We start from the raw sequence: 23779 nt of genomic DNA on the forward strand, positions 1-23779 counted from the left end.
GTCCGGGACGAGTGGCTGCCACCCTGTTCTCACTCGGCGGTTTCCCGTACCCGCACCCGAACTCGAACCGAGTCACCGACCGAAAACGCCGTCTCTGGGCAGATCAGCTTCGCGCCGAATGCATCGTCTCGAGCGCAAAACAGCGAGAGCCCGGTAATCGCCTCGCCGTCGGCCGTGACGACCACGTCGTCCCACTCGATCGTTCGCCCAGCCACAGCGCCGAGTCGGTCGTCGTTCAGCGACACCGGTTGCTCGAGCGAGCGAGCCCCGCTGTCCCGTCCGTAGATCCCGCCACCGTCGTAGTGGGGCAACCCACCGTCGAGCACGCCGCCTCCGTCGGCTCGGATGCCGACGAACGTCTCGCCCGGATCGGGATGGGCTGGAGCGTCGAGGACGGCGTACGTCTCCCCCGTCGAGACGACCGTCCCGGTTCCGTCCCACTCGAGTCCCGCGACGTCGACGCCGGCCTCGAGTGACAGGGAGCCTGAGGCCCGTCGGGGGTTCTGGTCGGGGCGTCGAAAGCCGACGTGGAGGTGGTTGTCGACCCACGGGGCGAAGAAGCCCGCGCGGACGAGTTCGCCCAGAGAGTCGCCCCGTTCGACGCGCTGTCCGGCTTCGACCGACGGCTCGACGTGCAAGATTCTGGCCGTCAGCCCCGCGAGGTCGCCGGGGCCGTCGCACTCGAGGAGGATCAGGTAGTCGTGCTCGGGGGCGTACGGTTTCGGCGGCGCGCGAACGGCCGTGGTCTCGAGGACGGTTCCAGAGACCGGACTGGGAGCGGTCGTCGTGCGCCCGTCTCGAAGGGTGCCGGGATACAGATCGATCGCACAGCCCTCGTCGTGGGCCGGATACGGTGAGTTGTAGAGCGAAAATCGCCGATACTGAGCCAACACCGTCTCGGGGAGCCTCACGACCATCGGTTGTCTGTGCCATTTTTCGAGCGCCCTCAATTTAACTCGCGCGAGACGACCCTCCCGAATCGGGCGCGGCCAGTGAGGCCACTCGAGCGCTCCGCTGTTTCGGCCTTTTTTGCCTACTTCTGTCGCCGATTGCGGCAATCGCGAACCGGTGGGAAACCCTTATGCGCGACGCGTCGGAACTAGCGATGAACCGATGACTGTCACACTCAAGGATTTCTACGCTGACTGGTGTGGCCCCTGCAAGACCCAAGATCCGATCCTCGAGGAACTCGAGGACGACTGGGAGGGCCGATTTGAAGTCGAGAAAGTAAACGTCGACGAGAAACAAGACGTCGCCAACGAGTATCAAGTTCGATCGCTGCCGACGCTCGTCATCGAGAACGACGACGGCATCGTCGAGCGCTTCGTCGGCGTCACCCAGCGCGACGATATCGAAGACGCCCTCGAATCCGCCGGCGCGTAAGCGACGGACTCGAGCGGTTTTCTGCAGCGGTTCGATTCACGGTTAGCAGCGGCTCTTTCCGACCGCAGCGCCTCGAACGCACCTCAGGGCTCGTCCGGATCGATATCGTCGACGCTCGGGTCGTCGTCGGTCTCGAACTCCTCTCCGGGGGCTTCTTCGGTGGCGCCGAAGGCACCGGCGTCGGTCTCCGTCTCAGCATCTCGTCCCGTCCCTGCTTCGCTACCCTCCTCGAGGTCGAACTCGTCGGTTTCGAGTGCCTCGCCGTCGACGCTGACGCTGCCGTCCTCGATGTCGATCACGACGCCGGCCGTCTGTTCGGGTCGGCCGATCAGCTGGTTGGTCGTCGACTCGAGTTCCTGATTGACCGACCAGACGAAGCGGAGGACGGACTCGAGTTCGGTGCCGGCCTGACGCATGCCGCGTTCGGGCGAGAGTTCGCCGAGGCTCTGGGCGCTCTCGGGGTGGAGGTACTGAATCGGGTGGTCGTTCGGAACTTCGTGCAGGTCGACGTTGAACGACCAGAGGTAGGGCAGCAACTGGATGGCGTACCCCTTCGGTTTCGGTGCTTTGCGGCCGAGTGCGGTCGTCGCGACGCCGATGGCCGTCGTGCCGGAGTCGGTGTCGTAGTAGACGCCGGGGAGGCCTGGGATCGAGAGGCGCATACGGACGAAAGGAGTCCGTCGCGGGTGAGTCTACACCCGGCACGTGCAACCGGTCTTTTAAGAGTACGTGACCGTTCGCCTCGCTTAGAACCCGTCGGCGAACTTGTCCCGTCGATTGACGTCGATCTCGCTGATACTCGAGCCCTCGCGGCTGGCCGCGAATCGAATCGCTTCGGCGACTTCCGCGGGTTCGCTGACCTCGCCCTCCTCGAAGTGCTCCGCGAACGTCTTGCCGTCGGCCGCTTCGAACTCCGAGCGGACCTCGGCGGGGTTGACGACGGTGACGCCGACGCCGTCGTCGCCGACCTGTGCGGCGATGCTCTTGGCGAAGCCCCGCGTCCACCACTTCGTCGCGGCGTAGACGGGATTGAACGACCGCGGGTACTGGCCGGCGAAACTGCCGACGAAGACGATGTGCCCCGTTCGCTCGCGAACATGGGGAATCGCGGCTCGCGTCGCGTAGAAGAGGCCGTCGACGTTCGTTTCCTGCATCGTCTCGTAATCCTCGGTCGACATGGACTCAACGTCGCTGCCTCGAGAGAGCCCGGCGTTGTTCACCAGCACGTCGATTCCGCCGAAGGCGTCGATGGTTTCCTCGATCAGCGCGTCGACAGCCTCCTCCTCGCGGACGTTGGTTGGAACGACGAGCGTTTCGACGCCCTGTTCGTCCTCGAGGTCGTCCGCAATGGCGTCCAACTTGTCCTCGCTTCGGGCAGCGAGAACCACGTTCGCTCCCGCGGCCGCGAACTCGTGACAGGTCGCTGCGCCGATGCCCGCGCTCGCTCCCGTGACGACCGCCGTCTTCGACTCGAGTGACGTTTCGACCATATCCGTACAGTGTGTGGGCCGAGATGTTAAGTGATGTTCTAAAATCGCCATAACTCGGCCAATCCTCTGCTATACAGTCACCATTCCATAGGGAACTACTAAAATTTATCAAGCTGCGTAATGTATGGCTCAACCACTATCTACGATGATCTATTTCCAGCAGATACTCCTTTCAGCGGAGTTACTCACAAATACGATCTTCATTTCTGTAGGCGTTCTATTCATTCTCGACGTATATTTTTATAAACAGAATCGAACTGAGACGCCAGTGATTCCGATTACAGCGATGGTCATCGGTGGGATATTACTCGTTCTCATGGGCCTCAGTGGGGCTATTGCGCTATTCAGTAGCCAAAGTGCTATCCCTCACAACATTCTCATCGGAGTATTGAGTATCGTATTCGTTATTTTACCATCACAGTGGTCTCTCGATATCGGTACAAGCCCGTCTCTCCGAATATTTCTCACTCGAATTCTCGGTAACCGATAGCGCACCGGATTTACAAATCGTACAACTCGCCGTATTTCTCGGTGACGTACTCGAGGAAGTAGTCGGCCGTGAACGCTTCACCGCTCGCCTCCTTGATCAGGTCGGGCGTGGTGTAGCGACAGCCGTGTCGGTGGACGTTCTCGCGGAGCCAGCCGTTTAGCTCCGCGAACTCGCCGGCCCGAACGTCGTCCTCGAAGTCGCCGAGATCGTCTTCCGCGGCCGCGTACAACTGCGCGGCGAGCACGGAGCCGAGCGAGTACGTCGGGAAGTAGCCGAAGGAGCCGTGAGACCAGTGGATGTCCTGCAGACAGCCCTCCGCGTCGGTCTCGGGGCGAACGCCGAGGTACTCCTCGTACTTGTCGTTCCAGACTTCGGGCACTTCGCTGACCTCGAGGTCGCCCGAGATCAGGGCGCGCTCGACCTCGAAGCGGATGACGATGTGGAGGTGGTAGGTGAGTTCGTCCGCCTCGACCCGGATGAGATTGTCGTCGTAGACCTGGTTCGCCGCCTCGTAGGCCGCTTCGGGGGAGACGTCCTCGAGGCTCGGAAATCGCTCGCGGGCGATGGGGAGGAAGTGCTCCCAGAAGGGGCGGGAGCGGCCGACGTGGTTCTCCCAGAGTCGCGACTGGGATTCGTGGACCGAGAGGTCGCGGGACTCGCCGAGTGGCGTTCCGTACCCCTCGTCGGGGAGTCCCTGCGTGTAGTTCGCGTGGCCGAACTCGTGGATCGTGGACGTGATCGAGCCGAGCAGGTCGTCCTCCTCGAAGCGGGTCGTCACCCGGGCGTCGAACTGCGTGCCCGTCGAGAACGGGTGGGGTGCCGTATCCAGTCGGCCGCGATCCCAGTCGTAGTTCAGCGAGTCGAGGACGTCCCGCGCGAGGGCCTCCTGATCGTCGTCCTCGAACGTGCCCGCGAACGCGTCGGTCTCGACGTCGGCCTCGCTCTCGTCGATCGCGTCGATCAGGGGAACGAGTTCGTCGCGCAGACGTTCGAGGACGCGTTCTGCCGTCTCGAGGTCGAGGTACGGCTCGTACTCCGCGAAGAGCACCTCGTAGGGGTCGGCGTCGGGGTCGATGTGGGCCGCGTACTCGCGGTTGAGTTCGACCAGTTTCTCGAGCGTCGGCGCGAAGGCCTCGAAGTCGTCGGTCTCTTTGGCTTCCTTCCACGTCGGGTGGGCGTTAGCCGTCGTCTCCGAAATCTCCTCGACGAGTTCCTGGGGGACGCTCGTCTCGCGGTCGTAGCGTCGCCGGACCTCGCGGACGACGGCGGCCTGTTCGTCCTCGAGTTCCTCAGACTCGAGGGCCTCGAGCAACTCGCCGGTTTCGTCGGCCGTCAGTAACTCGTGACCGATCGACGAGAGCGTCGAGAGCTGTTGTGCTCGAGCGGGCGTGCCGTCTTCGGGCATGACGACTTCCTGGTCCCAGCGGAGGACGCCGCCCGCGTGAGAGATGTTCGAAATGCGGCGAATTCGCGACTCGAGTTCGGTGTACGTTTCGGCCGCAGTCGATTGGGTGTCCTGTTCGGTCGACATATGTCCCTCGTTTGGGAGAACGCGATATCAACGTCGTGGTTCCGGAGGTGCGGTGGGGCTATCGATTCCGTCCAGTACGGGCGAGGAGGGCGTGACAGCGTTCTTACTCGAGCACAGTGTTCATAAGATATGGTATAATCACCTCGAGTGCCGTCTTCGTGCTGTTACTGTAATGTGATCGTATGGGTTGTGACGCCGTTCTCCGACCGGTGATAGTTGTGTGGAACGTGCAAGCAGAGAACTGTTCTACTGAGTTGACGTGTCTCTCCATCGTATGGTAGTCGCGTCAGCCATCGTCTTCGTCACGAGTCTGTTGATCGGTGCACTGGGTATCTACATCGGCGCACGCGTCATCGTCGGCGCTGGCGACTACGATCACGCCATCGTCACGGCGTTGATCGGGGCGGTCGTCTGGGCAGTCGTCGGCTACCTCGTGGGCTGGGTTCCACTCCTGGGGCCGCTGCTCGCCCTCCTCGCGTACATCGCCGTGATCAAGTTCCGCTACCCCGGCGACTGGACCGCGGCGGCGATGATCGGCCTCCTCGCCTGGGTGGTCGTGCTGGCCGTCCTCTACGCACTCGCGGCCGTCGGCATCACCGGCTTCGAAGCGGTCGGCGTGCCGGGCGTATAACGACTCGGCGCGGAGAGGCCCGTCGGGACCCGACTCGACGTGTTGTTTCTCGAGTTACCCACGGGTCTACGACAGCCACGACTCGGCGACTCGCTGGTACGTCCGCTGGCACCGCTCGAGCACGTCGATCGAGACGCTCTCGTCTTCGGTGTGAGCCTCGCCGGGTTCTGCCGCGCCGTAGATCACGCACTCGGTTCCCGCTGCGGAGAGCCAGCCAGCATCGGTCGCGTGGGGTTTTGTCACCAGTTCCGGCGAGCCCGGCTGGACGCTCGCGGCCGCCTCGAGGACGCGCTCGGCGAAGGCCCCATCCTCACAGCGCATCGGCGGCAGGTCCTGATCGACGGTCCACTCGACGCCCTCGAGTTCTGCCACTCGCTCGAGGGCGGCGCGCTCGCCCGGAACCGTTCGCTCGTCGATCGTGAGTTCACACCGGTCGGGAACGACGTTCATCGCCGTTCCGCCGTCGATTTCCGTGACGACGAGGCTTCCCGCGAGCGTTTCGCCCGCTACGGTGACAGCGGGTTCCTCGAGCCCCCGAATCCGGTCGACGGCGTCGGTCGCCCGGTAGATCGCATTCTCGCCGGCTCCGACTTCGCTGGCGTGGGCGGCTTCGCCGGAAGCCGTGATCGTGCTTCCGCGGCGACCTTTGTGTGCGACGGCCACGTCGGTGACGCCCGGACTCGAGTAGCCCGTCGAGCCCTCGCCGACGATAGCGTACTCGGGTGCGAATCCGTGGTCGATCGCGTGGCGGGCACCGACGCCGCCGACCTCTTCGCCGACGAAACTCGCGAAGACGAGTTCGCCCGTCGCCGTCTCCGCGTCGACCGCCGCCGTCGCGTCACGAAAGGCGAGCATGGCGGCCGCGACGGCCCCCTTCATATCGGCGGTGCCGCGCCCGTAGAGTCGGCCGTCTCGTGCTTCGACGACGTACTCGCCGCCGTCGACCTGTGTCTCGTCTGGCTCGACCACGTCGTGGTGGCCGACGAGCGCCAGCGAATCGACGGACTCGCGCTTCGACCCGGTCGGTCCCGCTCGAGCGATCACGTTCCCCGCCTCGTCCCGGCGAACCGTCGCGGTGGTTTCCTCCCGGAGCCACGACTCGATGAAATCGCCCGCGGCCGTTTCGTCCTCGTGACTGGGGATGGAAACGAGCTCGCGGGTGAGTTCGACGACGCTCATAGGCGTGTCTTACTCGTCGACGGGGTTGATTGCACCGGTTACTCTCACTCGAGTCGCTCGTACACCGGCGCGTCGGTTCCCGTCTCGACCGTCGTGAGGCGAGCGACCGTTTCGCTCACCGACTCGAGGCTGGCCGTCTGTTCCTGGCTCGCGGCCGCGACGGACTGCGCCGCTCCGGAGACGTCGCCGGCCGTCTCGGCGATCGATTCGACGGTCGCCGCGGCCGATTGGACGTTGTGCGCCTGCTGGTCCGTCGCCGCCGCAACGTCGTCCATCCGGGCCGCCGTCGTCTGGGCCGCCTCGTGGATCTCGTCGAACGACTCCATCGTGGCCCGTATTTGGGTCGTCCCGTCGTCGATTCGCTCGACGGTCGCGTCGGTCGCGTCGACCGTGTCGGCGGCCGCCTCGCGGACGCCTTCCAGCGCGCCTTCGACCCGCTCGAGGTCGCGTCTGGTCTGTTCGGCGAAGGAGTCGACTTCCTCCGCGATGACGCTCATCGTTTGCGCGTTGTCGCTTCCCGTGCGCGTCGCTTCGATCTTCGCGTTCTTCGCGAGCACGCTCGTTCGGTCGGCGACGTCCTCGAGTCGCTCGAGCACCGTCTCGATCTCGTCGGTGCGGGCTGCGAGTTCGTCGACCGATCGGGAGACCGTCCCGGCGGCCTCGTCGATCTTCTCGAGATCGTCGATCGCGTCGGTGGCCGCCGACGCACCGTCAGCAGCGAGGCGTTCGGTTCGCGTGCTCTCCTCGCTGACGGTGTCGGTGACGCTGGCGACCTCCTCGATTGCGGCGCTCAGTTCGCCGAGTTCGGCGGCCGCGTCGGTTGCTTCGTCGGCCTGTCGGTCGGTGTGCGTACTGATCGCTTCGGCGCGCGCCGCGATTTCCTCGCCGGCGTCGTGGAGTTCCTCGATCGGGGCCTGCACGTCCGTCTCGACCTCTCGAGCCAGTCGCCGCCGGCGGGCGATCGACTCCTCGAGGTCCTGGGCGGCCGAGTCGACGTACGTCTCGGTCGCGATCTGCACGTCGAGATTGATGATGCGCAACAGCGAGAGCACGTCGTGCATGCCGTCGTCGATCGCGTCTCTGACGGTCTCCTCGAAACTCGCCTCGAGGCCGTCCGCGTCGGAGTCGTCGCCACGAAAGCCGAGCGCACCGGCGAATCCACCGAGCGCTCCGCCGTCGTCGTCTCGCTCTGCCGCCCACGTTTCGATTTCCTCGATCACCTGTCGCTGGATTCGTTCGTTCAGTCGCTCGAGTAAGAGATCGTAGTAGACGCCGTACTGGCCGATGTAGTGTTTGAGCGGCATGTCGAGTAGCTCGTGAAGCTTGCCAATGCGCGCCCGATTCGCGAAGAACTGCTGATCGTAGTCGCCGGTCGACAGCGAGACGAGGTACGCTCGCTGGGTCTGCTTGAGCGCTTCTACCCCCTTTGGGGACCGTTCGATGACGTTTCGAGTCCCTTCGTAGCCGAGCAAATTTTCGTAGAAATCGTCGGCGATCGCGTCCTGGTTGTCGCGGACGACGGGCTCGAGGTCGGCGAGTCGCCGTTCGTCCGACTCGTCGAATCCGATGAAGTGTTTTCGCCAGGCGAGTTCGTCCTCGGTGAGTCCGATTCGCTCGACGAGCTCGGCCGTGTCGAACGCGTCGTTGAGTGCCCCAGTCCCGAACGTTTCTGTCGGATTCATTGACTGTAAGTCGGCAGTCTCACCGTGAATGACTGTCGTGTCTTCCTACCGGTTGGGAAGTTCGGCTCGCGATTCCTTTCACTCAATTTTTGGCCGATACATATTTCGCCGATTACCGTCTGTCGTCTCTCGTGTCACGAAACACCACCACTCGCGACGAATTCAGCGACCGAACGATTCTCGTCACCGGCAGCAGTCGCGGCATCGGTGCGGCGACCGCCGAAGAACTCGCCGATCGAGGCGGTAACGTCATCGTCAACTATCACACGAGCGAGGACCGCGCTCGGGCGATCGTCGACTCGATCACCGACGCCGGCGGGGAGTCAATCGCCGTACAAGCGGACGTTCGCGATCCGGACGCCGTCGGCGAATTGGTCACCACTGCCGAATCGGCGTTTGGCACCATCGATGTGCTGGTCAACAACGCGAACATCTCCTTTTCCAGAACGCCCCTGCTCGAGCACCCCTGGGAGGAGTTCCGGCAGAAACTCGTGGGGGAAATTCGCGCGGCGTACAACTGTACGCAGGCCGTCGCCCCGGGCATGCTCGAGCAGGGATACGGTCGAATCGTCTACGTCTCGAGCGAGGCGACGCGAACCGTCAGGCCCGGGTTCAGCTCGCACGTGACGGCGAAGTCGGGACTCAACGGGTTGGCTCGGTCCGTGGCGACCGAACTCGCGTCCGATGGCGTCGTCGCGAACGTCGTCTCGCCGGGACCCGTCCGCACGGAAGCCAGTGCGGACGTTCTCGAACGGTTCGAAGACCAGTTGATCGCCGAGACGCCGATGGGTGACCTCGCCGAGCCACGAGACGTCGCGCGAACGATTGCCCTCTTCGCCAGCGATGACGCCTCGTTCGTCACCGGAACGCACACCCCGGTCAGCGGCGGATTACTGGTCGAGTGAGGTGTTCCGTTCGCTGGTGACTGGAGTGTCGCCTCTGATGGACCGACAGCGCGATTGAACATCGCTCACAATCGATAGCTTCAGGGCTTGTGAGTCCGTGATTTTATCTGAGCGGAACCCCTCAGCATCGAGTAACCATGGTGGCTGACTCACAACAACAATGGCGGCGGATCTTTCGGGCGGTCTCCGAAAATCCTCGACGAGAGATCATCGAATCGCTCCTCGAGGCTCCAGCGGACGCGTCGGTCCCCCTTCCAGCAGCAGTGTCCGATGCGTCGGACGACGACGGCGCGCTCTCGAGCGAACTGGTTCATCGGCACCTCCCGGTGCTGGCAGAACACGGTTTCGTGACGTGGGAGCGCGAACCGTTTCAGGTCAGCCGCGGCCCATCGTTCGAGGACGCGACGGTGGTTATCGAAGCGATTCACTCCCACGACGGACTGCCACACCACCTCATCGTCGACTGCAACCGACTCCGGGAGGTATCGCGTGGAACCTGAAACGACCAGCATCACGCTGCGGGTCGCGCGAGCACTCGCCGAAATCGAGGGCGTCGAGCCACATCAACTCGAGTACTCCCTGTACAACTGTATCAACACCGAGGCGCTCGAACTGTTGATGACTTCCAAGCAACCGGAGTGGGAACTCACGTTTCGCGTCCCCGATCACACCGTCACGGTTCACGGAACGGGTGCGATCGAAATCGACGGCGAACTCGTCGACGAAGGGTCCGAGAACTCGATTTTCAAAGAGTGACGTCGTCGGCTACTGGGGACCACCCGGTGGTGGCCCGACGATGTCGATTCCGTGCGACGGAGCCACCTCCATCACTCGACCAATCGCGTCCTCGTCCGGCGGCTGGCTCGGAACCGACTCGTCGTCCGTCGGCTCACCTGCCGTTGTCACGAACTCGTCGAACCCTCCCGGCGTCGTCGACGTAACGATGGTCGTCTCTTCTCGAGCGACGAGTGAGTGTTCCCCTCCCTGTGGAAAGACGATCGACCCGCCTGCAGCCACGACAGTTACCCCGTCTGGGGTGTGCGCCTCGAGTTCGCCGTCGACGACGTGAATGACCTCGTCCGCTCGCTCGTGGACGTGCATCGGCGGGGCGTGCCCCTCCCGAAGTCGCATTTCGACGACGGAATGGTGTCCGTCCGTCGCCTCGTTGGGGACCCGGACGAACGAGGTCGTATCGAGGAATTCGTACGCCTGTGCGCCGGTCGTCGTCCCGAACGCCGGTGTCGTAAACTCACCCATCGAGACACTCGTTCTCACTACACGTAGATATACAATTCGACAGTTCGGATGACCATCACTCGAGGGTGGCTCTCTTCCCGGTCGATCGTCCGAATCGTGTGTCCGCCACACACGCCGTCGGAGGCCCGTAGAGCGGCGTTCTCCGGTGGGACACGCTTATACGTGTCCGTCGACCAGCTAGCGTATGCACGTCGTGCCGGATACGAGCGTGGTCATCGACGGCCGCGTTTCGGCGACGATCGAGGACGGGCAGTTCGAGGGAGCGACGATTTCGGTGCCGGAAGCCGTCGTCGCGGAACTCGAGGCGCAGGCAAACGACGGGATCGATAGCGGCTGGGACGGTCTCGAGGAGCTTCAGCGACTCGCCGACCTCGCAGACGAGGGCGAGATCGACCTCGAGTACGTCGGCGAGCGACCCAACGCCATCGAGCGCGGTCACGCCTCCGAAGGCGAGATTGACGCGTTGATTCGCGACCTCGCAGAGGAACTCGAGGCCACGTTTATGACCAGCGACGTCGTTCAGGCCGAAGTCGCTCGCGCGAAAGGACTCGAGGTCGAGCGTGTCTCTCCGGAAGTGAGGGAGGTCGGGACGCTCACCGTCGAGAGCTACTTCGACGATCAGACGATGAGCCTCCACCTTCGGGCGGGTGCCGTGCCGAAGGCCAAACGCGGCGAACTCGGCGAGATGCGCTACGAGCCGATCGCCGACGAACCACTCGACGAGGCGACCATGGACGAGTACGCCCGCGAGGTCGTCGACGGGGCCAAGGAGGCCTCCGAGGGTTTCATCGAACTCTCCCAGCCGGGAATGAAGATCGTTCAGTTTCGGGACTACCGAATCGCCATCGGTCGACCCCCCTTCTCCGACGGTATCGAGATCACGGCCGTCCGTCCGATCGCCCAGACCGACATCGAAGACTACGAGAAAGCCGACGAGTTGAAAGAACGCCTGCTCGAGCACCAACGCGGCGTCCTCATCTCGGGTGCGCCGGGTGCCGGGAAGTCGACCTTTGCACAGGCGGTCGCTCGCTACATTTCGGACCACGATTACTCCGTCAAGACGATGGAGAAGCCACGTGACCTGCAGGTTGGCCCCGAGATCACCCAGTACACCGAACTGGCCGGAGAGATGGCGAACACGGCGGACGCCCTATTGATGGTTCGGCCGGACTACACGATCTACGACGAGGTCAGAAAGACCGACGACTTCGAGGTCTTCGCGGATATGCGCCTCGCGGGCGTCGGTATGATCGGCGTCGTTCACGCGACGCGAGCGATCGACGCCCTCCAGCGACTCGTCGGTCGCGTCGAACTCGGGATGATCCCACAGGTCGTCGACACCGTCGTCTACATCGAAGCCGGTGAGGTTCACACCGTTTACGACGTTAGGACGGAGGTCAAGGTCCCCGCCGGTCTCACCGAAGAGGACCTCGCGCGGCCGGTCATCCAGATCACGAACTTCGAGACGGGCGAACCCGAGTACGAGATCTACACCTTCAACCGCCAGGTCGTCACCGTCCCGCTCAAAGACGAAGAGGGCGGCCCGGCCAACGATTCCGGCGTCGACCGGATCGCCAAACAGGAGATCGAACGCGAGATTCGCTCGATCGCGCAGGGGTACGTCGACGTCGAACTCAAGAGCCAGGACACGGCGGTCGTCTACGTCGAAGACGACGACATCTCGAGCGTCATCGGCAAGGGCGGCGGTCGAATTTCGGACGTGGAGAACCGCCTCGGCATCGACATCGACGTTCGGACCCACGACGAGAACCCCAACTACGGGGCCCCGAGTGGCGGCGGAGCCAGCGCGGACGGTGGCGCAGGCGGTGGCCAGGCGGCGGGCCAGATGGTCACCCCCGAAATCACCTCGAGGCACATCGTCGTTCCCGTCGACGGCAACCACGGCGAGACCGTCGAGGTGCAAGCCGGCGGCGACTATCTCTTCACCGCGACGGTGAGCCGCGGCGGCGAAATTCAGGTCTCTCGAGGGAGTGCAATTGCGGACGAGTTAGAGCAGGCGGTCGATCGCAAAGATCCGATTACGGTTGTGCCGTCGTAGTCACACCGCGAACGAACACAGTGAGTGAGCGGCCTTTTTTGGTGCAGATTTTTTGGCGGAGTTCGAACGCGCCGCTGCGCGTGAGGACTCCGTTAAAAAAGGTGCGTGCGTGAGATTCAGGTCTCTCGAGGGAGTGCAATTGCGGACGAGTTAGAACAGGCGGTTGATCGGAAAGAGCCGATTACGGTTGTGCCGTCGTAGGGAGCTAACCGCGAGCGAACGGAGTGAGTGAGCGGCCTTTTTGGCGTAGATTTTTGCGCGAGAGGTGAGTGAGCGGTGCGCGGCGCTTCGCGCCGCGGGAGTGCAAACGGGGAGCGTAAGCGACCCGTGAGCAAAGCGAGCGAACCCGACGAGAAAAAGGCACGTGTGCAAAGTGTCCTGCCTAGGAAACGACCGAATAGCGACGGCCCGGTTCGGTTCGGAATCCAGATAGGTCGCCGTTCGATCCGGCGACGACGAGCGTGTCCTCGAGGACGAAGAGGTCGTCACGACAGGATATCTCGTCGGGAAGGGTCGCGTCCCACTGGAACTCGCCGCTCGAGTCGACGCAGGCGAGCCCGCAGCCGGAGCCACTCGCCCAGCCGTAGATACTGTCGGCGTCGGCGACGAGGCCGCCGCTGAGCGGCGAGTCGAGGTCCCACAGGCGCTCGCCCGCCTCGAGGTCGACGGCGATCAGATCGCCGCCGGCCTCGAGGTAGGCGGTGTTCCCGACGATAACGGGTGGCCGTGGCCCGGGCCCGGGCCCGAGTTCGAGGTCGAGTTCGAACTGCTGGTCACCGTCGGTATCGACCCCCCAGACGGCGGATTCGTCCTCGAGTCCGAGGAGAGCGAGGTCGTCCCCGGCCGCGAGCCACTCGGGTCCCTCGGGAAGCGAGCGCGTTTCCCGCTCCCCATCGGTGTCGAAGACCGCGAGTCGTGGTTCGTCGTCCTCGAGAAAGCTGACCCAGGCGTACTCGCCAGCGGCGGCGATAGCGGTCGCATTCTGCGAGGCCGGAAGTTCGGCTGCGAACAGCTCTTCGCCGGTTGCCGGCTCGAATCCCCACAGTTCACCGTCACCGAGGGCGACGACGAGTTCCGAGCCGGCGGCGAGCTCGAGTTCGAGTTCCTCCTCGCTGTCGTCAGTTCCGTCTGCGTCATCTCCGCTATCATCGCCGTCGCTGTCTTCGTCGCCGTCGTCGTCAGCTTCGCCGTTCTCGTCGTCGGACTCCGCATCACGTTCAGCCTCACCGTTTTCGGTGTCAACTTCGGTCGTCCAGTGGACTTCTCCCTCGCCGTCGGTTCCGGCTCCGATCGCGGTGACGCCACCGCCCTCGAGAGCGAGATAGATCGTTTCGTCGACGAGGACTGGTTCGCCGACGTACTGCTCGGTGGCGTCGGTCGACCACTGCTCTTCGCCCAGACTGTCGAAGGCGCTGACGTGTGCTTCGTCCAATTCTTGCCATCCGCCTTCGCCGGGTTGGGGCGTCTGCCCCGACACGTTGGCGACGCCGTAGAGTCGGTCGGTTCCGGCGAGCCAGGTGCTTTCGCCGTCCGAGAACGGCACGTCTGGGCCGACGGACACGCTCGCGCTCCACTCGTACTCACCCGCGGCCGGTTGATAGCCACAGCCCGCGAGACTGGCGGTGACGCCGCACGCGAGCGTCCCGAGCAGTGAGCGACGGCCGAGCGAGTCACGGCTCACGACCGCTCACCCTCGAGTTCGCGCAGTCGCTCGATTCGAACCGCCGTGGGCGGGTGCGTATCCGGGAAGATGTCCGTGCTGAGCAGGTCGTTCGAGTCGAAGGCCCGATCCTCGAGCGGGGCGAGGTACAGCGCTTCGGTGCCGCCGTCGAGCTTTCGAAGGTCCTCGTCCGGCACGGCCGTCATCGTCTCGTCGATGGTCTCGAGGGCGCTCGCGAGGGCTGCCGGTGAGCCGGTGATCGCGGCTGCGGCCTCGTCCGCGGCGTACTCGCGTTGGCGCGAGAGGATTCGGTAGAACAACACGCTCGCGAGCCAGAACATCGCCGAGACCAACAACGTGGCGACCGCTGTGACGGTGATGACGACGATTACGGCTACGATACCCCGCCCGTCGCCGCTCCCGCTCGAGCGCCCTCCCGCTCCGGCTCCGAGTAGCCGGTAGAAGCCATAGAGGACGTAGAACGCGACGATTGCGAGGTAGTAGGTGATCGTCGGCAACAGCCACGCGACGGTCATCAGGTTCGCGTCTCGGTTCTTGAGGTGGGCGAGTTCGTGGGCCAACACGGCCTCGAGTTCGTCCTCAGAGAGCGACTCGAGGAGGGCACTCGTCACGACGACGCGGCCCGTTTCGCCGCCACCAGCGACGGCGAAGGCGTTGGGGACGTCGCTCTCGATGACGCTGATGGCTGGTTTCGCTACGTCGACTTGCGAGGAGAGTCGCGTGACCGTCGCGTGAAGCTCCGGATACGCGCTCGCGTCGACGGGACGAGCACCGAGCGAGTCGACGACCGTTCGCGGCCCGTACCGATACTGGACGGCGAGTCCGCCGAGGACGACGACCGACAGGACGAGCGGATCGACGTAGAACTCGCCGTGGTACGGTTGTTCGTTGACCCACTCGAGTAAGGGGATTCCGACGGTGTTCACGAGGAAGAGAAACGTGTAGACGAACGCGAACGGTAGACAGACGACTAATCCGAGTGCGAGGAGCATTCGAATACGGAGTTCGCGGTCGGTGGAGAGAGCCATGTGTGGAAACGCTTGCTTGTCATCTGTCCTGACATCTTATAATGGTGTTTGTCGTGAACCGTTTCCAGTGTGTGAGGAGTCTGAACAGGCTACGAGTGGATACTGGTTGTACACATCGACAGCAACTGATCGTAGAGCTACTAGGTGTTTAAGGAGAACACACTTATACGAGACGTTTGTCTAACTATCTATGGAAAAACGTGGTGTTCAACTCCCGTGAACGCAAACGTCGAAACAGTCGACAGCGCCAGTGTCGAACTAGCTGGTACATCGTTCCTAACGGACCGTTCGAGACTCGAGGCTGTACGGTCTCGGGTCGTCAGCGACATTCGGACGTCCGTCGAGGACGCGAGCGCAGAGGGCGTCGTCGTCGCGATGAGCGGCGGAATCGACTCGACCGTGACGACCGCACTCGCCGTCGACGCGGTCGGAAGCGACAGCGTGCTCGGTCTCGGTCTACCGTGTCACAAAACTGAGCACGTCGACGTCAGCGACGCTCGAACCATTGCGGACGGACTGGGAATCGAGTTCGAAGAACGTAGCCTTCGGCCGATGCTCGAGGCGTTCGAGGAGACGGTCGTCGGTTCGCTCGAGTCCTGGACGGACGAGACCGACGCTGATCGCCCTCGCGAGCGAAATCACGCGATCGGCAACGTGATCGCGCGCTTGCGGATGTGCTGTGCGTACTACGCGGCAAATCGCCAACGGCGGCTTGTCCTCGGAACGGCGAACCGTTCGGAGCTGTTGCTGGGGTACTTCACCAAATACGGCGACGGCGCGGCCGATACGTATCCGATCGGTGACCTCTATAAAACTGAAGTTCGCGCACTTGCAAAGCGAATCGGCGTTCCAAAACGGATCGTCAGTAAGGAGCCGACCGCTGGATTCTGGGCGGCACAGACTGACGCCGACGAGCTGGGTGCGACCTACGACACCATCGATCCGCTGCTTCACCAGCTCGTCGATGAAAACACCTCGATCACGGATGCCGCAGACGCGCTCGGAATCGATCGGCAAACGGCCCGGTCGATCGCGTGGCTCTGTACTGAAACACGGCACAAACGCAAAATGCCACAGACACCCGGTATCGCGGATCGTCCGCTCGTGTAACGATCTCGCGTCGATCGGCTGACTCGGACGAACGATTCACTCGGACGATCGGTCGGCTCGCGTCGATTCACTCGAGCGTTCCGGCGTACAGCGCCGTGTTGCGCCACCAGAAGAGTCCCCACGAGAGCATGAAGCCGCCGCCCATCGCGAGAATGTCCTGGACGATGCGTGGCAGGCCGATGGTGACGATTGCGGCGAGCACGATCGCCGAGCCGAGGGCAGCACCAACGAGGACGAACAGGAGGTCTCCAACAATGTGCGCCTGTGATTGCTCCCAGTAGTGTTGGCGCTCCTCGTCGTACCAGGGGCCGATAAAGATCAATACCGGCGCCATCGCGGTGATGATGGGGATCACCTCGAAGGACTGCGGTACTCCGGCCGGTCTGAACACGTAGAAGTTGAGCAACTCGGCGACGAGCACCATCCCGAACAGGCCGATCAAGAGCCAGCCCCAGCGCGGAAGCGATTCCTTGTCCATGGAGGAAGACGATTCCGCCGTCAAAATAATCCTCCTATTTGCTGATGATTATTCGGCGCAGCAGGCGTCCTTCTTCGGTGACTCCTCGACGCCGTTTCCGTCGGCCGCGACGGGTTCCTCGATCCGATAGAGGCTCTGTCGGGCGTCAGCAAAGTAAATATCTTCGTCGACGATTCCAATGTCCTCTAGCCGCTCGAGTGCGTAGCGAACGGTTCGGGCAGACAACATCGACTCTTCGACGATCTGCTTTTGGGTCAACGGACCATCGTACTCGAGTACCTTGAAGACGAGTTTGGCACTCGGTGGCAAATCTTCGATGTTCTCCCCGTCGGTCTGTGCCATACTACGAATCGAAAGGTCCCAGAAGCATAAAAGTTGAGCCTCGCCAGCGGGATCACCCGACATAAATTTCGGCAGAGGAATTATCGTATATTGTCTCTATGGCGGTCCAAGTGCTAGAAATACATATTTGACTGGCCAGTCAGTCAATGGCGAGGATTGCGGGAGTCGAGAGTCGACGATCACCTGCCCACTTGGCACCGTACTTATCCTTCACCGACCAGTCGATCCTCGTCCTCCCACTCGCGCTCGCGAAGTTCGTACTTCTGTGTCTTTCCGGTCGCAGTCTTCGGTAGGTCTTCGACGTATTCGATCTGTCGAACTACTTTGTAACTCGCGAGGTGCTCGCGGGTAAATTCGGTCAACTCCTCCGGTGAAACCGGCGGTTGATCCGGCGAACCACTCGAGGGCACGACGAACGCTTTCGGCGTCTCTCCCCACTCCTCGCTCGGAGCCGGGATGACTGCAGCGTCCCCAACGGCGTCGTGATCGAACAGCGTGTCCTCGAGTTCGATGCTCGAGATGTTCTCGCCGCCGGAGATGATGATGTCTTTCTTCCGGTCGCGGATGGCGATCATCCCGTTCTCGTCGACCGACGCGAGGTCGCCGGTGTGGAAGTAGCCCTCGAGACGGCCGCTGAACGCTTCGTCGGTCTCCTCAGGCTTGTTCCAGTAGCGGTCCATAATCTGATTGCCGCGGACGACGATTTCGCCGAGCGTTGCATCGTCTCGCGGGACGTCGGTACCGTCCTCGTCGACGACGCGGACATCGGTACCGAGAACGCCCATTCCCTGGCGTTTCTTGAGTTCGTAGCGATTCTCGTCGGTCAGGAGCCGTTTCGCATCGGAAATGGTGATCAGCGGTCCGGTTTCGGTTGCCCCGTAGAGGTGTTTCAGGTACCAGCCGAACTCCTCTTCGACGGCGCGAATGGTCGCTTCCGGCGGCGAGCTGCCGGCAGTCGTCGCTCGCACCCGGTGTTCGCCCATCATCTCGGGTTCGCCTTCTGTCTCGTAGTAGTCGATCAACTGATTGAGCACCGCCGGTGCAGCACAGAGGAACGACACGTCTTCGGTCGTAATCGCCTCGACGACCTCGTCGGCGTTGACGCCGCGGGTACAGACGTGCGTCGCACCCATTCCGGTCACCGCGTAAATGTGGCCCCACCCGTTGACGTGGAACATCGGTAGCGTCCAGAGGTAGACGTCGTCATCGGTGATCTCGTGATACATCGACATCAAGTACGCGTGAACGGTTTCCGTTCTGTGCGTTCGACAGACGCCCTTCGGATCGCCCGTCGTCCCCGAGGTGTAGTTGATCGTAATAATCTCGTCTTCGGCCAACTCGGGTGCGTCGAACTCGGTCCCCGCCTCCTCGAGTACGGTGTCGAAATCCTCCCACTGACCGTCCACCACGTCCGTCTCGTTCGTCACGAACGTCTCCGTCGGCACGTCCTCGAGGATCGGCTCGATTTTTTCGGCGTACTCGTAATCCGCGTAGACCGCGTCGACGCCCGCATCCGAGAGAATGTACTCGTAATCGTCCGGAGTCAGCCGATAGTTCAGCGGCGTAAAGATCGCACCCAGTTGCATCGCACCGTAGGCCGCCTCGAGATGATAGTGCGTGTTCGGATCGAGCACTCCAACTCGATCACCTTTCTCGATTCCGCGTTCTGCTAACGCCGCCGAAAACCGATCGACTCGCTCGCCAAACTCCTCGTACGTGAATCGCTCCCCCGTAGTCCCGACAATCGCCGTTTCGTCTCCGTAGTGGGCTCGTGCCTGCTCGAGAAAATCGGTCACGATGAGTGGCGTCTTCATACACCAAAATCTATCACGATCGATCATTTACGCATTTCGATCACCAGGCAAACCGACTCTCCGATTTCACGACCAAAATCACCGGCAAGCGTCCCGGTGTGTCTGCTCCTAATCTCGCTTCCCCCGATGCAGTTTCACTCGAGTTCCTCCTCCGACTCGCCCGTCGAAAACGACTGCCACCGGCCTCCGTCGCCGCGCGGACCAGTACCCACCTCACGGTAGCCGGGGACGGTTAGAGTTGCTTCCAGACGTCTTCGTCGTCCTCGAACCCTTCCTCGTCCAGATCTGAGAACTCGTCGATCCCCTCGAGATCCATCTCTTCGGGCGTAATCGCCGGTTCATCACCGTCGCCACTCGAGTCGCCGTGCTCCGAGAGGTTCATCTCCGGCCAGGCCGTTTCCTCCCACTGTCCACGCTCGCTGTAGTAGTAGACGACGCCATCGTTGACCACGGCGAAGAGCCCACGTTGTGTGTCGTGGACGACGCGCTCGTTCGTATCGATCGCGACGTCGACGACGTCCTCGAGCGTATCGAGCGAGACGTGATAGTTCCCGATCCACATCGGGATCGACCCCTTCGAGATCCACTCGGCGTAGCGGCGTTCGTGAATTTTGCGCCGGGCAACCGTTTCGTCGACCGGCGTGCGCCGGACGATTCCCACCGCCCCGGCGAGCGAAATCGTTCCGAGCAGTGACAATCCGGCGATCAACGCGAGCGAGCGCGACTCAGTCGTCTCCTCGGTCCCCGTCTGCTGGGTCGCCGTCTCCGACACCGACGCCGAATCCCCGAGCCAGTAGGCCGTCGAGGTCACCTCGAACGGCGTCGTCGCCTCGTCGGTTCCCTCCGCGCCACCAGTATCGTAGGCAACCGACAACACGAACTCGAGGTCCACGTCGCCGACGCCGCCGAGTTCCTGCTCGAGTTCGTACTGTCGGTCTCGGTACGATTCGACGTCGATCGTCTCCGAGGACGTCGCGACGCCGTCTTCGACGGTCGGCGATTCCTCGAGTACCGTATGGCTCTCGTTCCAGAACACGTCGCCGTCTCGCGTCGCCTCGTATCGCGCCTCGAGTTCGTGTGTCACCTCTGTATCGTCGACCGAGACGTCTTCGCGTTCGCTCTGAACCGTCGTCTCGGGCTCGAGGGTCAACTCCGGCGAGTCGTTGAGCATGTAGACGTCGTTGTTCTCGAGATACTCTCCCTCGTTCCAGAGCGTCCCGTCTTGAACGACCTCAGCGCCTGTGTGCAACTCCGTCGAGACGTGTTCGTCCGCGTACTGTGCTTCCGTCGTCGTCGATGGGTTCCCAACGGCCCATCCCGACGCGACGAGTGCGAGCGTACCGATCACGACCAGTGCAATCGCGATCGCTCTGCCGTACTCGGCGAACAGCAAGTCGAGTCGTGCGTTATCGATCACAGTTAGTTACCCCTAGAGAGACAGCGGTGCTGACCCTCCGTTTCCATCCCCGCAGTAATCCCCAACCGCAAACGGTTGAAACTATCACTCGGGTATAATTATCACTTCCGTTCATTATAACTATACTGGCCAAACCGAGACGATCTACCGATGCGGTAGCGGATCGCCCGTCGCGGCCGAAATCGCGTTCGAACCCGATCATCGCCACTCCCGAATTTTTCGACGGACTCGAGTCGCCAGCGAGACGTGCACGCCAGTGCTTCGAATCCGAATGTCGTTTCGTCCGAACACGGCGAGGACGAGCATAACGGCAACGCCGACGATGACGCCGTTGACGGCGGCGATTGCAACGAGTGGATGCCCAGTGTGGAGCCACTCGATCACGGACGGTGGTAAGAGGGCGATATACCGGTGCTCCTCGACGGACCGCGTGTACTCGCCAGTCTCCTCGGGTGCAGTGAGCGAGACCGTCGCCTCTCCACTCGAGCGCGGGCCGACCGTCTGTCGATCCGGATCGGTACTGACGGACTCGCGATCACTCTCGTGGATCGCGACGATCGGCAGGTAGCCCGCATTGTCGACCGTCTGTGTCAACTCGCCAGTCTCTCCGGGCTCGAGTTCTTGTGGGTCGTCACCCGGGGACGTGGTGCTCGCGATTCCGTACTCGACGGTTCCCGACGGGATCACCATCGCCGCCGTCGCTCCTGTGACGAAGACGAGTAAGACGACGCCCAGCACCGTCCACAACGCGATGACGTTCGGTCGCGAGCGCGAGCGTGTCGCCTCCCGGCGCCCGGGCCCGAGTCGCTCGAGGAGGATTCCGAAGCCGAGCAAGGCGACACCGAGGCCCACGAGCACTGCGCCGGCCGAATCGAAGTCGGTCGGTTCCGACAACCCGACCGTCGACGCAACCGTTCCGAACGCCGATTCCACGCCACCCTGAATGCCCATAATCGCCGTCCCCAGGTGTGGAATCGTGACGGGGTCGCCGCCGAGTTCCCACGCGGTCGCGACGATCTGATCGTCCGTGACGTGTGGCTCGTCGCTATCTTGATCCGTGAACGGATTCGCGTCGCCACTCGTGACGTACCCTTCCTCCGTTTCGTCGACGATTCGATGCGTGGTCAACTCACCGTCGTGTAACTCTCGAGCCTCGAAGACGACCACGTCACCCTCTTCGGGCGATCCCGTCACGGCGCTCGGAACCGAGACGAAGCCGTCTCCCGCGTCCATCGTCGGCTCCATGCTGCCGGTCGCGACGTACCCGAGCAAAATGGGCTGGCCGAGGAGCTGGCCGACCAATAACAACACGATGACGAGCGCGACGACACCGCCCAGCACTCGCTTAAGGAGTGTTCCCGTCGTCACGGTTTGACCACCCGAAGGCGTCCGTTCGGCTGAATTCGCCTCGACGGTGACCGTACTCGCTTCGACGATGGTTGTACTCGCTTCCCCAGTTTTCGTTCGGACGTGCGAGTCATTTTTTTACCCACCGTCGGTTTGCGACAGTCGCGATAACCAGCAAACTCGCCGCCATCGGTGGTGCGAGCGCAGCCATCGTCGTCGCCGACAGCTCTCTGTTTTGAATCTCGAACGTCGGCTCGTCGACGGTGACCGTGCCGGCGTCGACGCCGCTGACTGCAACGGGCGTCGTTCCTTCGCCGTCGAACTCGTGTTCGAACGTGACCGTCTGCTCGCTCGCCGACTCGAGTGCGACCGTTTGCGTGTCGACGACGATGCCGTCGACCGCGAGTTCGAGCGTTCGTTCGACCGGTTTGTCGGTCGGATTCGAGACCGTCGCCTCGATTTCTCCCGTCTCGCCGGCTGCGAGTTCGGTATCGACGACCGATGCCTCGAGCACGTCGACCGGTGGACCGTCGACCAAAACCGTCTCGTGCTCGACGCCGTCGACGCCGAGTTCGGTCTCCCCCGGCCACTCGAGTTGGCGCTCGAAATGCACCGTCTCTGTGTCTCCAGGACTGACCGTCACTGACTCGGAATCGACGACGGTTCCGTCTACCGTCAACTCGGCGTCGGTCGTCTTCGTCCGCTCGCCGACGTTCTCGTAGGTCGCGTTCACCGTGACGTTCTCCCCCGTTTCGACCGTTTCCGGCTCGACCTCGAGGTCCTCGAGGGTAACGACACCGGTCGATTTCCCATCGTCGTCTTCGTACTCGACGTGGACCGTGAACGTCTCCGTCGCCGCGTGATCGACGTGCGTATCGATACTCACACCGATCCGCGCGCTCTCGCCAGCCTCCGGCTCCAATGGCGACGATTCGCTCAGTTCTGCGTGTTGGTTCCCGTTTTCGTAAAAGGTGAGCCCCTCGACGTCTTCGATCCAGACTCGCGAAACGGCATCGTCACCGACGCTGATCGTAAACACGTCGTCGAACGTGGTCACCGCCCGCTCGTTGAGGCGCTCGAGATCCACCTCGAGCTCGCCCTCGTCCGTGACCGACGCGTAGGACGTCGTTGGCTCGAGGATGACGTCGTCGCTGGCGGTATCTTCATCCATCGTAATCGCAACGGTTGGCACTGCCAGTGTAAGTACTACGCAGGCCGCCACAACGGTCCATATCGCCTTCGGTGATACCATTCGCCGTATATCCCGCAACCGTCGCTCGTCTCGTTTCCTCTCAAACGGCTGTCGGGTGCCGGCCGAACCTGGGCCGGCACGCCAGCTACGCGAGTCCACCCCATTCCCAGTGGTTTCGGTGTACTGCGTAACAGCCTTAGCTAGTGCTACTGGCCTGACCCACTAGCCCTCGGTCGAGGTCTCAGTGGCTTCGATCTCGATTGTGTCGATATCTTCTATGTTGTCGCCCGCCCCCGTGTCGAATTGAAACCCGACGTGAAGCTCGTCGTCGTCGAGTGTTATTTCGTTGATTTCCGCGTCTTCGTTGTCGCCTTCGTACGCGAGGAACATGTCATCATCATCCGCACTAATGGTGACCTCAATATTCTCTGAATCCCGCTCTCCGTTATTCGTAATCGTAATGAGATTATCAAATCTAGTTACGGCGTTCTCGTTGAGGCCTTCCTCGTCATCTTCTCCACCGAAGTCGAAGCTAATCTCGTCGTCGTCATCGTCGACGTACTCTGAACCTTCGCCGTATGCCTCGATTCCAAGATAGGCGTCTGCATCGCCTGTTGTCGTAACCTCGATGGTACGATCTGCTTCTACCGTACTAAACGCGCCCGTCCCGAGTGCAGCCCCGCCACCCGCGACGATCGTTCCTAATCCCACTAACACATTGCGTCGATTCATTCTCATGTATATGGTCTCCGTTCTTCGCGCC

At 62.5% G+C, this 23779-nt stretch carries 23 protein-coding genes; 7 read left to right on the plus strand and 16 right to left on the minus strand.

What is annotated here, in order from left to right; all coding sequences use genetic code 11:
* Positions 1 to 29 precede the first annotated feature (29 nt).
* The gene (locus tag BB347_RS15555) at positions 30 to 917 is read right to left on the minus strand and encodes a hypothetical protein (protein WP_076580064.1); all 888 of its coding nucleotides are present in this window, start codon (positions 915 to 917) and stop codon (positions 30 to 32) included.
* A 196-nt stretch (positions 918 to 1113) separates the two neighbouring features.
* Between BB347_RS15555 and BB347_RS15560 the strand changes: the two genes are divergently transcribed.
* On the plus strand, positions 1114 to 1383 hold the full coding sequence (locus BB347_RS15560; protein ID WP_076580063.1) for a thioredoxin family protein: 270 nt from the start codon (positions 1114 to 1116) through the stop codon (positions 1381 to 1383).
* Positions 1384 to 1466: 83 nt separating this feature from the next.
* Here the strand turns inward: BB347_RS15560 and BB347_RS15565 are convergent, their stop codons facing one another.
* The 3 genes from BB347_RS15565 to BB347_RS15580 form a co-directional block, all read right to left on the minus strand.
* The gene (locus tag BB347_RS15565) at positions 1467 to 2045 is read right to left on the minus strand and encodes a hypothetical protein (protein WP_076580062.1); all 579 of its coding nucleotides are present in this window, start codon (positions 2043 to 2045) and stop codon (positions 1467 to 1469) included.
* Between the two features lie 84 nt (positions 2046 to 2129).
* The gene (locus tag BB347_RS15570; protein WP_076580061.1) at positions 2130 to 2873 is read right to left on the minus strand and encodes an SDR family oxidoreductase; all 744 of its coding nucleotides are present in this window, start codon (positions 2871 to 2873) and stop codon (positions 2130 to 2132) included.
* A 500-nt stretch (positions 2874 to 3373) separates the two neighbouring features.
* A complete protein-coding gene (locus BB347_RS15580) occupies positions 3374 to 4894 on the minus strand; it encodes a carboxypeptidase M32 (protein ID WP_076580059.1) in 1521 nt (506 codons plus the stop codon).
* A 274-nt stretch (positions 4895 to 5168) separates the two neighbouring features.
* Between BB347_RS15580 and BB347_RS15585 the strand changes: the two genes are divergently transcribed.
* On the plus strand, positions 5169 to 5525 hold the full coding sequence (locus BB347_RS15585; RefSeq protein WP_076580058.1) for a hypothetical protein: 357 nt from the start codon (positions 5169 to 5171) through the stop codon (positions 5523 to 5525).
* A gap of 66 nt (positions 5526 to 5591) precedes the next feature.
* Here the strand turns inward: BB347_RS15585 and BB347_RS15590 are convergent, their stop codons facing one another.
* Positions 5592 to 6704, minus strand: a complete 1113-nt coding sequence (locus tag BB347_RS15590) for a M20 family metallopeptidase (protein WP_076580056.1) — start codon at positions 6702 to 6704, stop codon at positions 5592 to 5594.
* 44 nt (positions 6705 to 6748) lie between these two features.
* Positions 6749 to 8386, minus strand: a complete 1638-nt coding sequence (locus BB347_RS15595; protein WP_076580055.1) for a globin-coupled sensor protein — start codon at positions 8384 to 8386, stop codon at positions 6749 to 6751.
* Positions 8387 to 8517: 131 nt separating this feature from the next.
* Between BB347_RS15595 and BB347_RS15600 the strand changes: the two genes are divergently transcribed.
* The 3 genes from BB347_RS15600 to BB347_RS15610 all read left to right on the plus strand — a co-directional run bounded on the left by BB347_RS15600 (position 8518) and on the right by BB347_RS15610 (position 10047).
* Complete coding sequence (locus tag BB347_RS15600) at positions 8518 to 9291, plus strand: SDR family NAD(P)-dependent oxidoreductase (protein ID WP_076580053.1); 774 nt, start codon at positions 8518 to 8520, stop codon at positions 9289 to 9291.
* 137 nt (positions 9292 to 9428) lie between these two features.
* Positions 9429 to 9791, plus strand: a complete 363-nt coding sequence (locus BB347_RS15605) for a hypothetical protein (RefSeq protein ID WP_076580051.1) — start codon at positions 9429 to 9431, stop codon at positions 9789 to 9791.
* Positions 9781 to 10047 carry a HalOD1 output domain-containing protein gene (locus BB347_RS15610; RefSeq protein ID WP_083687703.1) on the plus strand — a complete coding sequence of 89 codons (267 nt, stop codon included), beginning with the start codon at positions 9781 to 9783 and terminating at the stop codon, positions 10045 to 10047. Before BB347_RS15605 ends, BB347_RS15610 begins: the two co-directional genes overlap by 11 nt.
* Positions 10048 to 10056: 9 nt before the next feature.
* On the opposite strand, the gene BB347_RS15615 is transcribed toward BB347_RS15610, so the two are convergent.
* Entirely contained in the window at positions 10057 to 10548 is a 492-nt protein-coding gene (locus BB347_RS15615; RefSeq protein WP_076580050.1) for a cupin domain-containing protein, read from the minus strand.
* A 184-nt stretch (positions 10549 to 10732) separates the two neighbouring features.
* Here BB347_RS15615 and BB347_RS15620 point away from each other — a divergent pair, with 184 nt between their 5' ends.
* A complete protein-coding gene (locus BB347_RS15620; protein WP_076580048.1) occupies positions 10733 to 12607 on the plus strand; it encodes a PINc/VapC family ATPase in 1875 nt (624 codons plus the stop codon).
* A 382-nt stretch (positions 12608 to 12989) separates the two neighbouring features.
* Here BB347_RS15620 and BB347_RS15625 read toward each other — a convergent pair whose 3' ends face one another.
* Together BB347_RS15625 and BB347_RS15630 are read right to left on the minus strand one after the other, a co-directional pair.
* On the minus strand, positions 12990 to 14288 hold the full coding sequence (locus tag BB347_RS15625; protein WP_076580047.1) for a PQQ-binding-like beta-propeller repeat protein: 1299 nt from the start codon (positions 14286 to 14288) through the stop codon (positions 12990 to 12992).
* A complete protein-coding gene (locus tag BB347_RS15630) occupies positions 14285 to 15316 on the minus strand; it encodes a M48 family metalloprotease (protein WP_076580045.1) in 1032 nt (343 codons plus the stop codon). The genes BB347_RS15625 and BB347_RS15630 overlap by 4 nt, the downstream gene beginning before the upstream one ends.
* A gap of 216 nt (positions 15317 to 15532) precedes the next feature.
* Here BB347_RS15630 and BB347_RS15635 point away from each other — a divergent pair, with 216 nt between their 5' ends.
* A complete protein-coding gene (locus tag BB347_RS15635) occupies positions 15533 to 16426 on the plus strand; it encodes an NAD+ synthase (protein ID WP_076580043.1) in 894 nt (297 codons plus the stop codon).
* Positions 16427 to 16493: 67 nt separating this feature from the next.
* On the opposite strand, the gene BB347_RS15640 is transcribed toward BB347_RS15635, so the two are convergent.
* The 7 genes from BB347_RS15640 to BB347_RS15670 all read right to left on the minus strand — a co-directional run bounded on the left by BB347_RS15640 (position 16494) and on the right by BB347_RS15670 (position 23727).
* Entirely contained in the window at positions 16494 to 16904 is a 411-nt protein-coding gene (locus tag BB347_RS15640; RefSeq protein WP_076580041.1) for a hypothetical protein, read from the minus strand.
* 48 nt (positions 16905 to 16952) lie between these two features.
* The gene (locus BB347_RS15645; protein ID WP_076580039.1) at positions 16953 to 17246 is read right to left on the minus strand and encodes a winged helix-turn-helix transcriptional regulator; all 294 of its coding nucleotides are present in this window, start codon (positions 17244 to 17246) and stop codon (positions 16953 to 16955) included.
* Positions 17247 to 17449: 203 nt separating this feature from the next.
* Positions 17450 to 19060: a long-chain-fatty-acid--CoA ligase gene (locus tag BB347_RS15650; RefSeq protein WP_076580037.1), complete on the minus strand. Its 1611-nt coding sequence runs from the start codon at positions 19058 to 19060 to the stop codon at positions 17450 to 17452.
* Between the two features lie 232 nt (positions 19061 to 19292).
* Positions 19293 to 20477 carry a DUF5305 domain-containing protein gene (locus tag BB347_RS15655; protein WP_076580035.1) on the minus strand — a complete coding sequence of 395 codons (1185 nt, stop codon included), beginning with the start codon at positions 20475 to 20477 and terminating at the stop codon, positions 19293 to 19295.
* Positions 20478 to 20675: 198 nt separating this feature from the next.
* Entirely contained in the window at positions 20676 to 21845 is a 1170-nt protein-coding gene (locus BB347_RS15660; protein WP_076580033.1) for a S26 family signal peptidase, read from the minus strand.
* Between the two features lie 109 nt (positions 21846 to 21954).
* On the minus strand, positions 21955 to 22995 hold the full coding sequence (locus BB347_RS15665; protein WP_338141498.1) for a hypothetical protein: 1041 nt from the start codon (positions 22993 to 22995) through the stop codon (positions 21955 to 21957).
* A 243-nt stretch (positions 22996 to 23238) separates the two neighbouring features.
* Positions 23239 to 23727 carry a hypothetical protein gene (locus BB347_RS15670; protein ID WP_168170970.1) on the minus strand — a complete coding sequence of 163 codons (489 nt, stop codon included), beginning with the start codon at positions 23725 to 23727 and terminating at the stop codon, positions 23239 to 23241.
* Positions 23728 to 23779: the final 52 nt, after the last annotated feature.

This window comes from Natronorubrum daqingense, assembly GCF_001971705.1.
Lineage (GTDB): Archaea > Halobacteriota > Halobacteria > Halobacteriales > Natrialbaceae > Natronorubrum > Natronorubrum daqingense.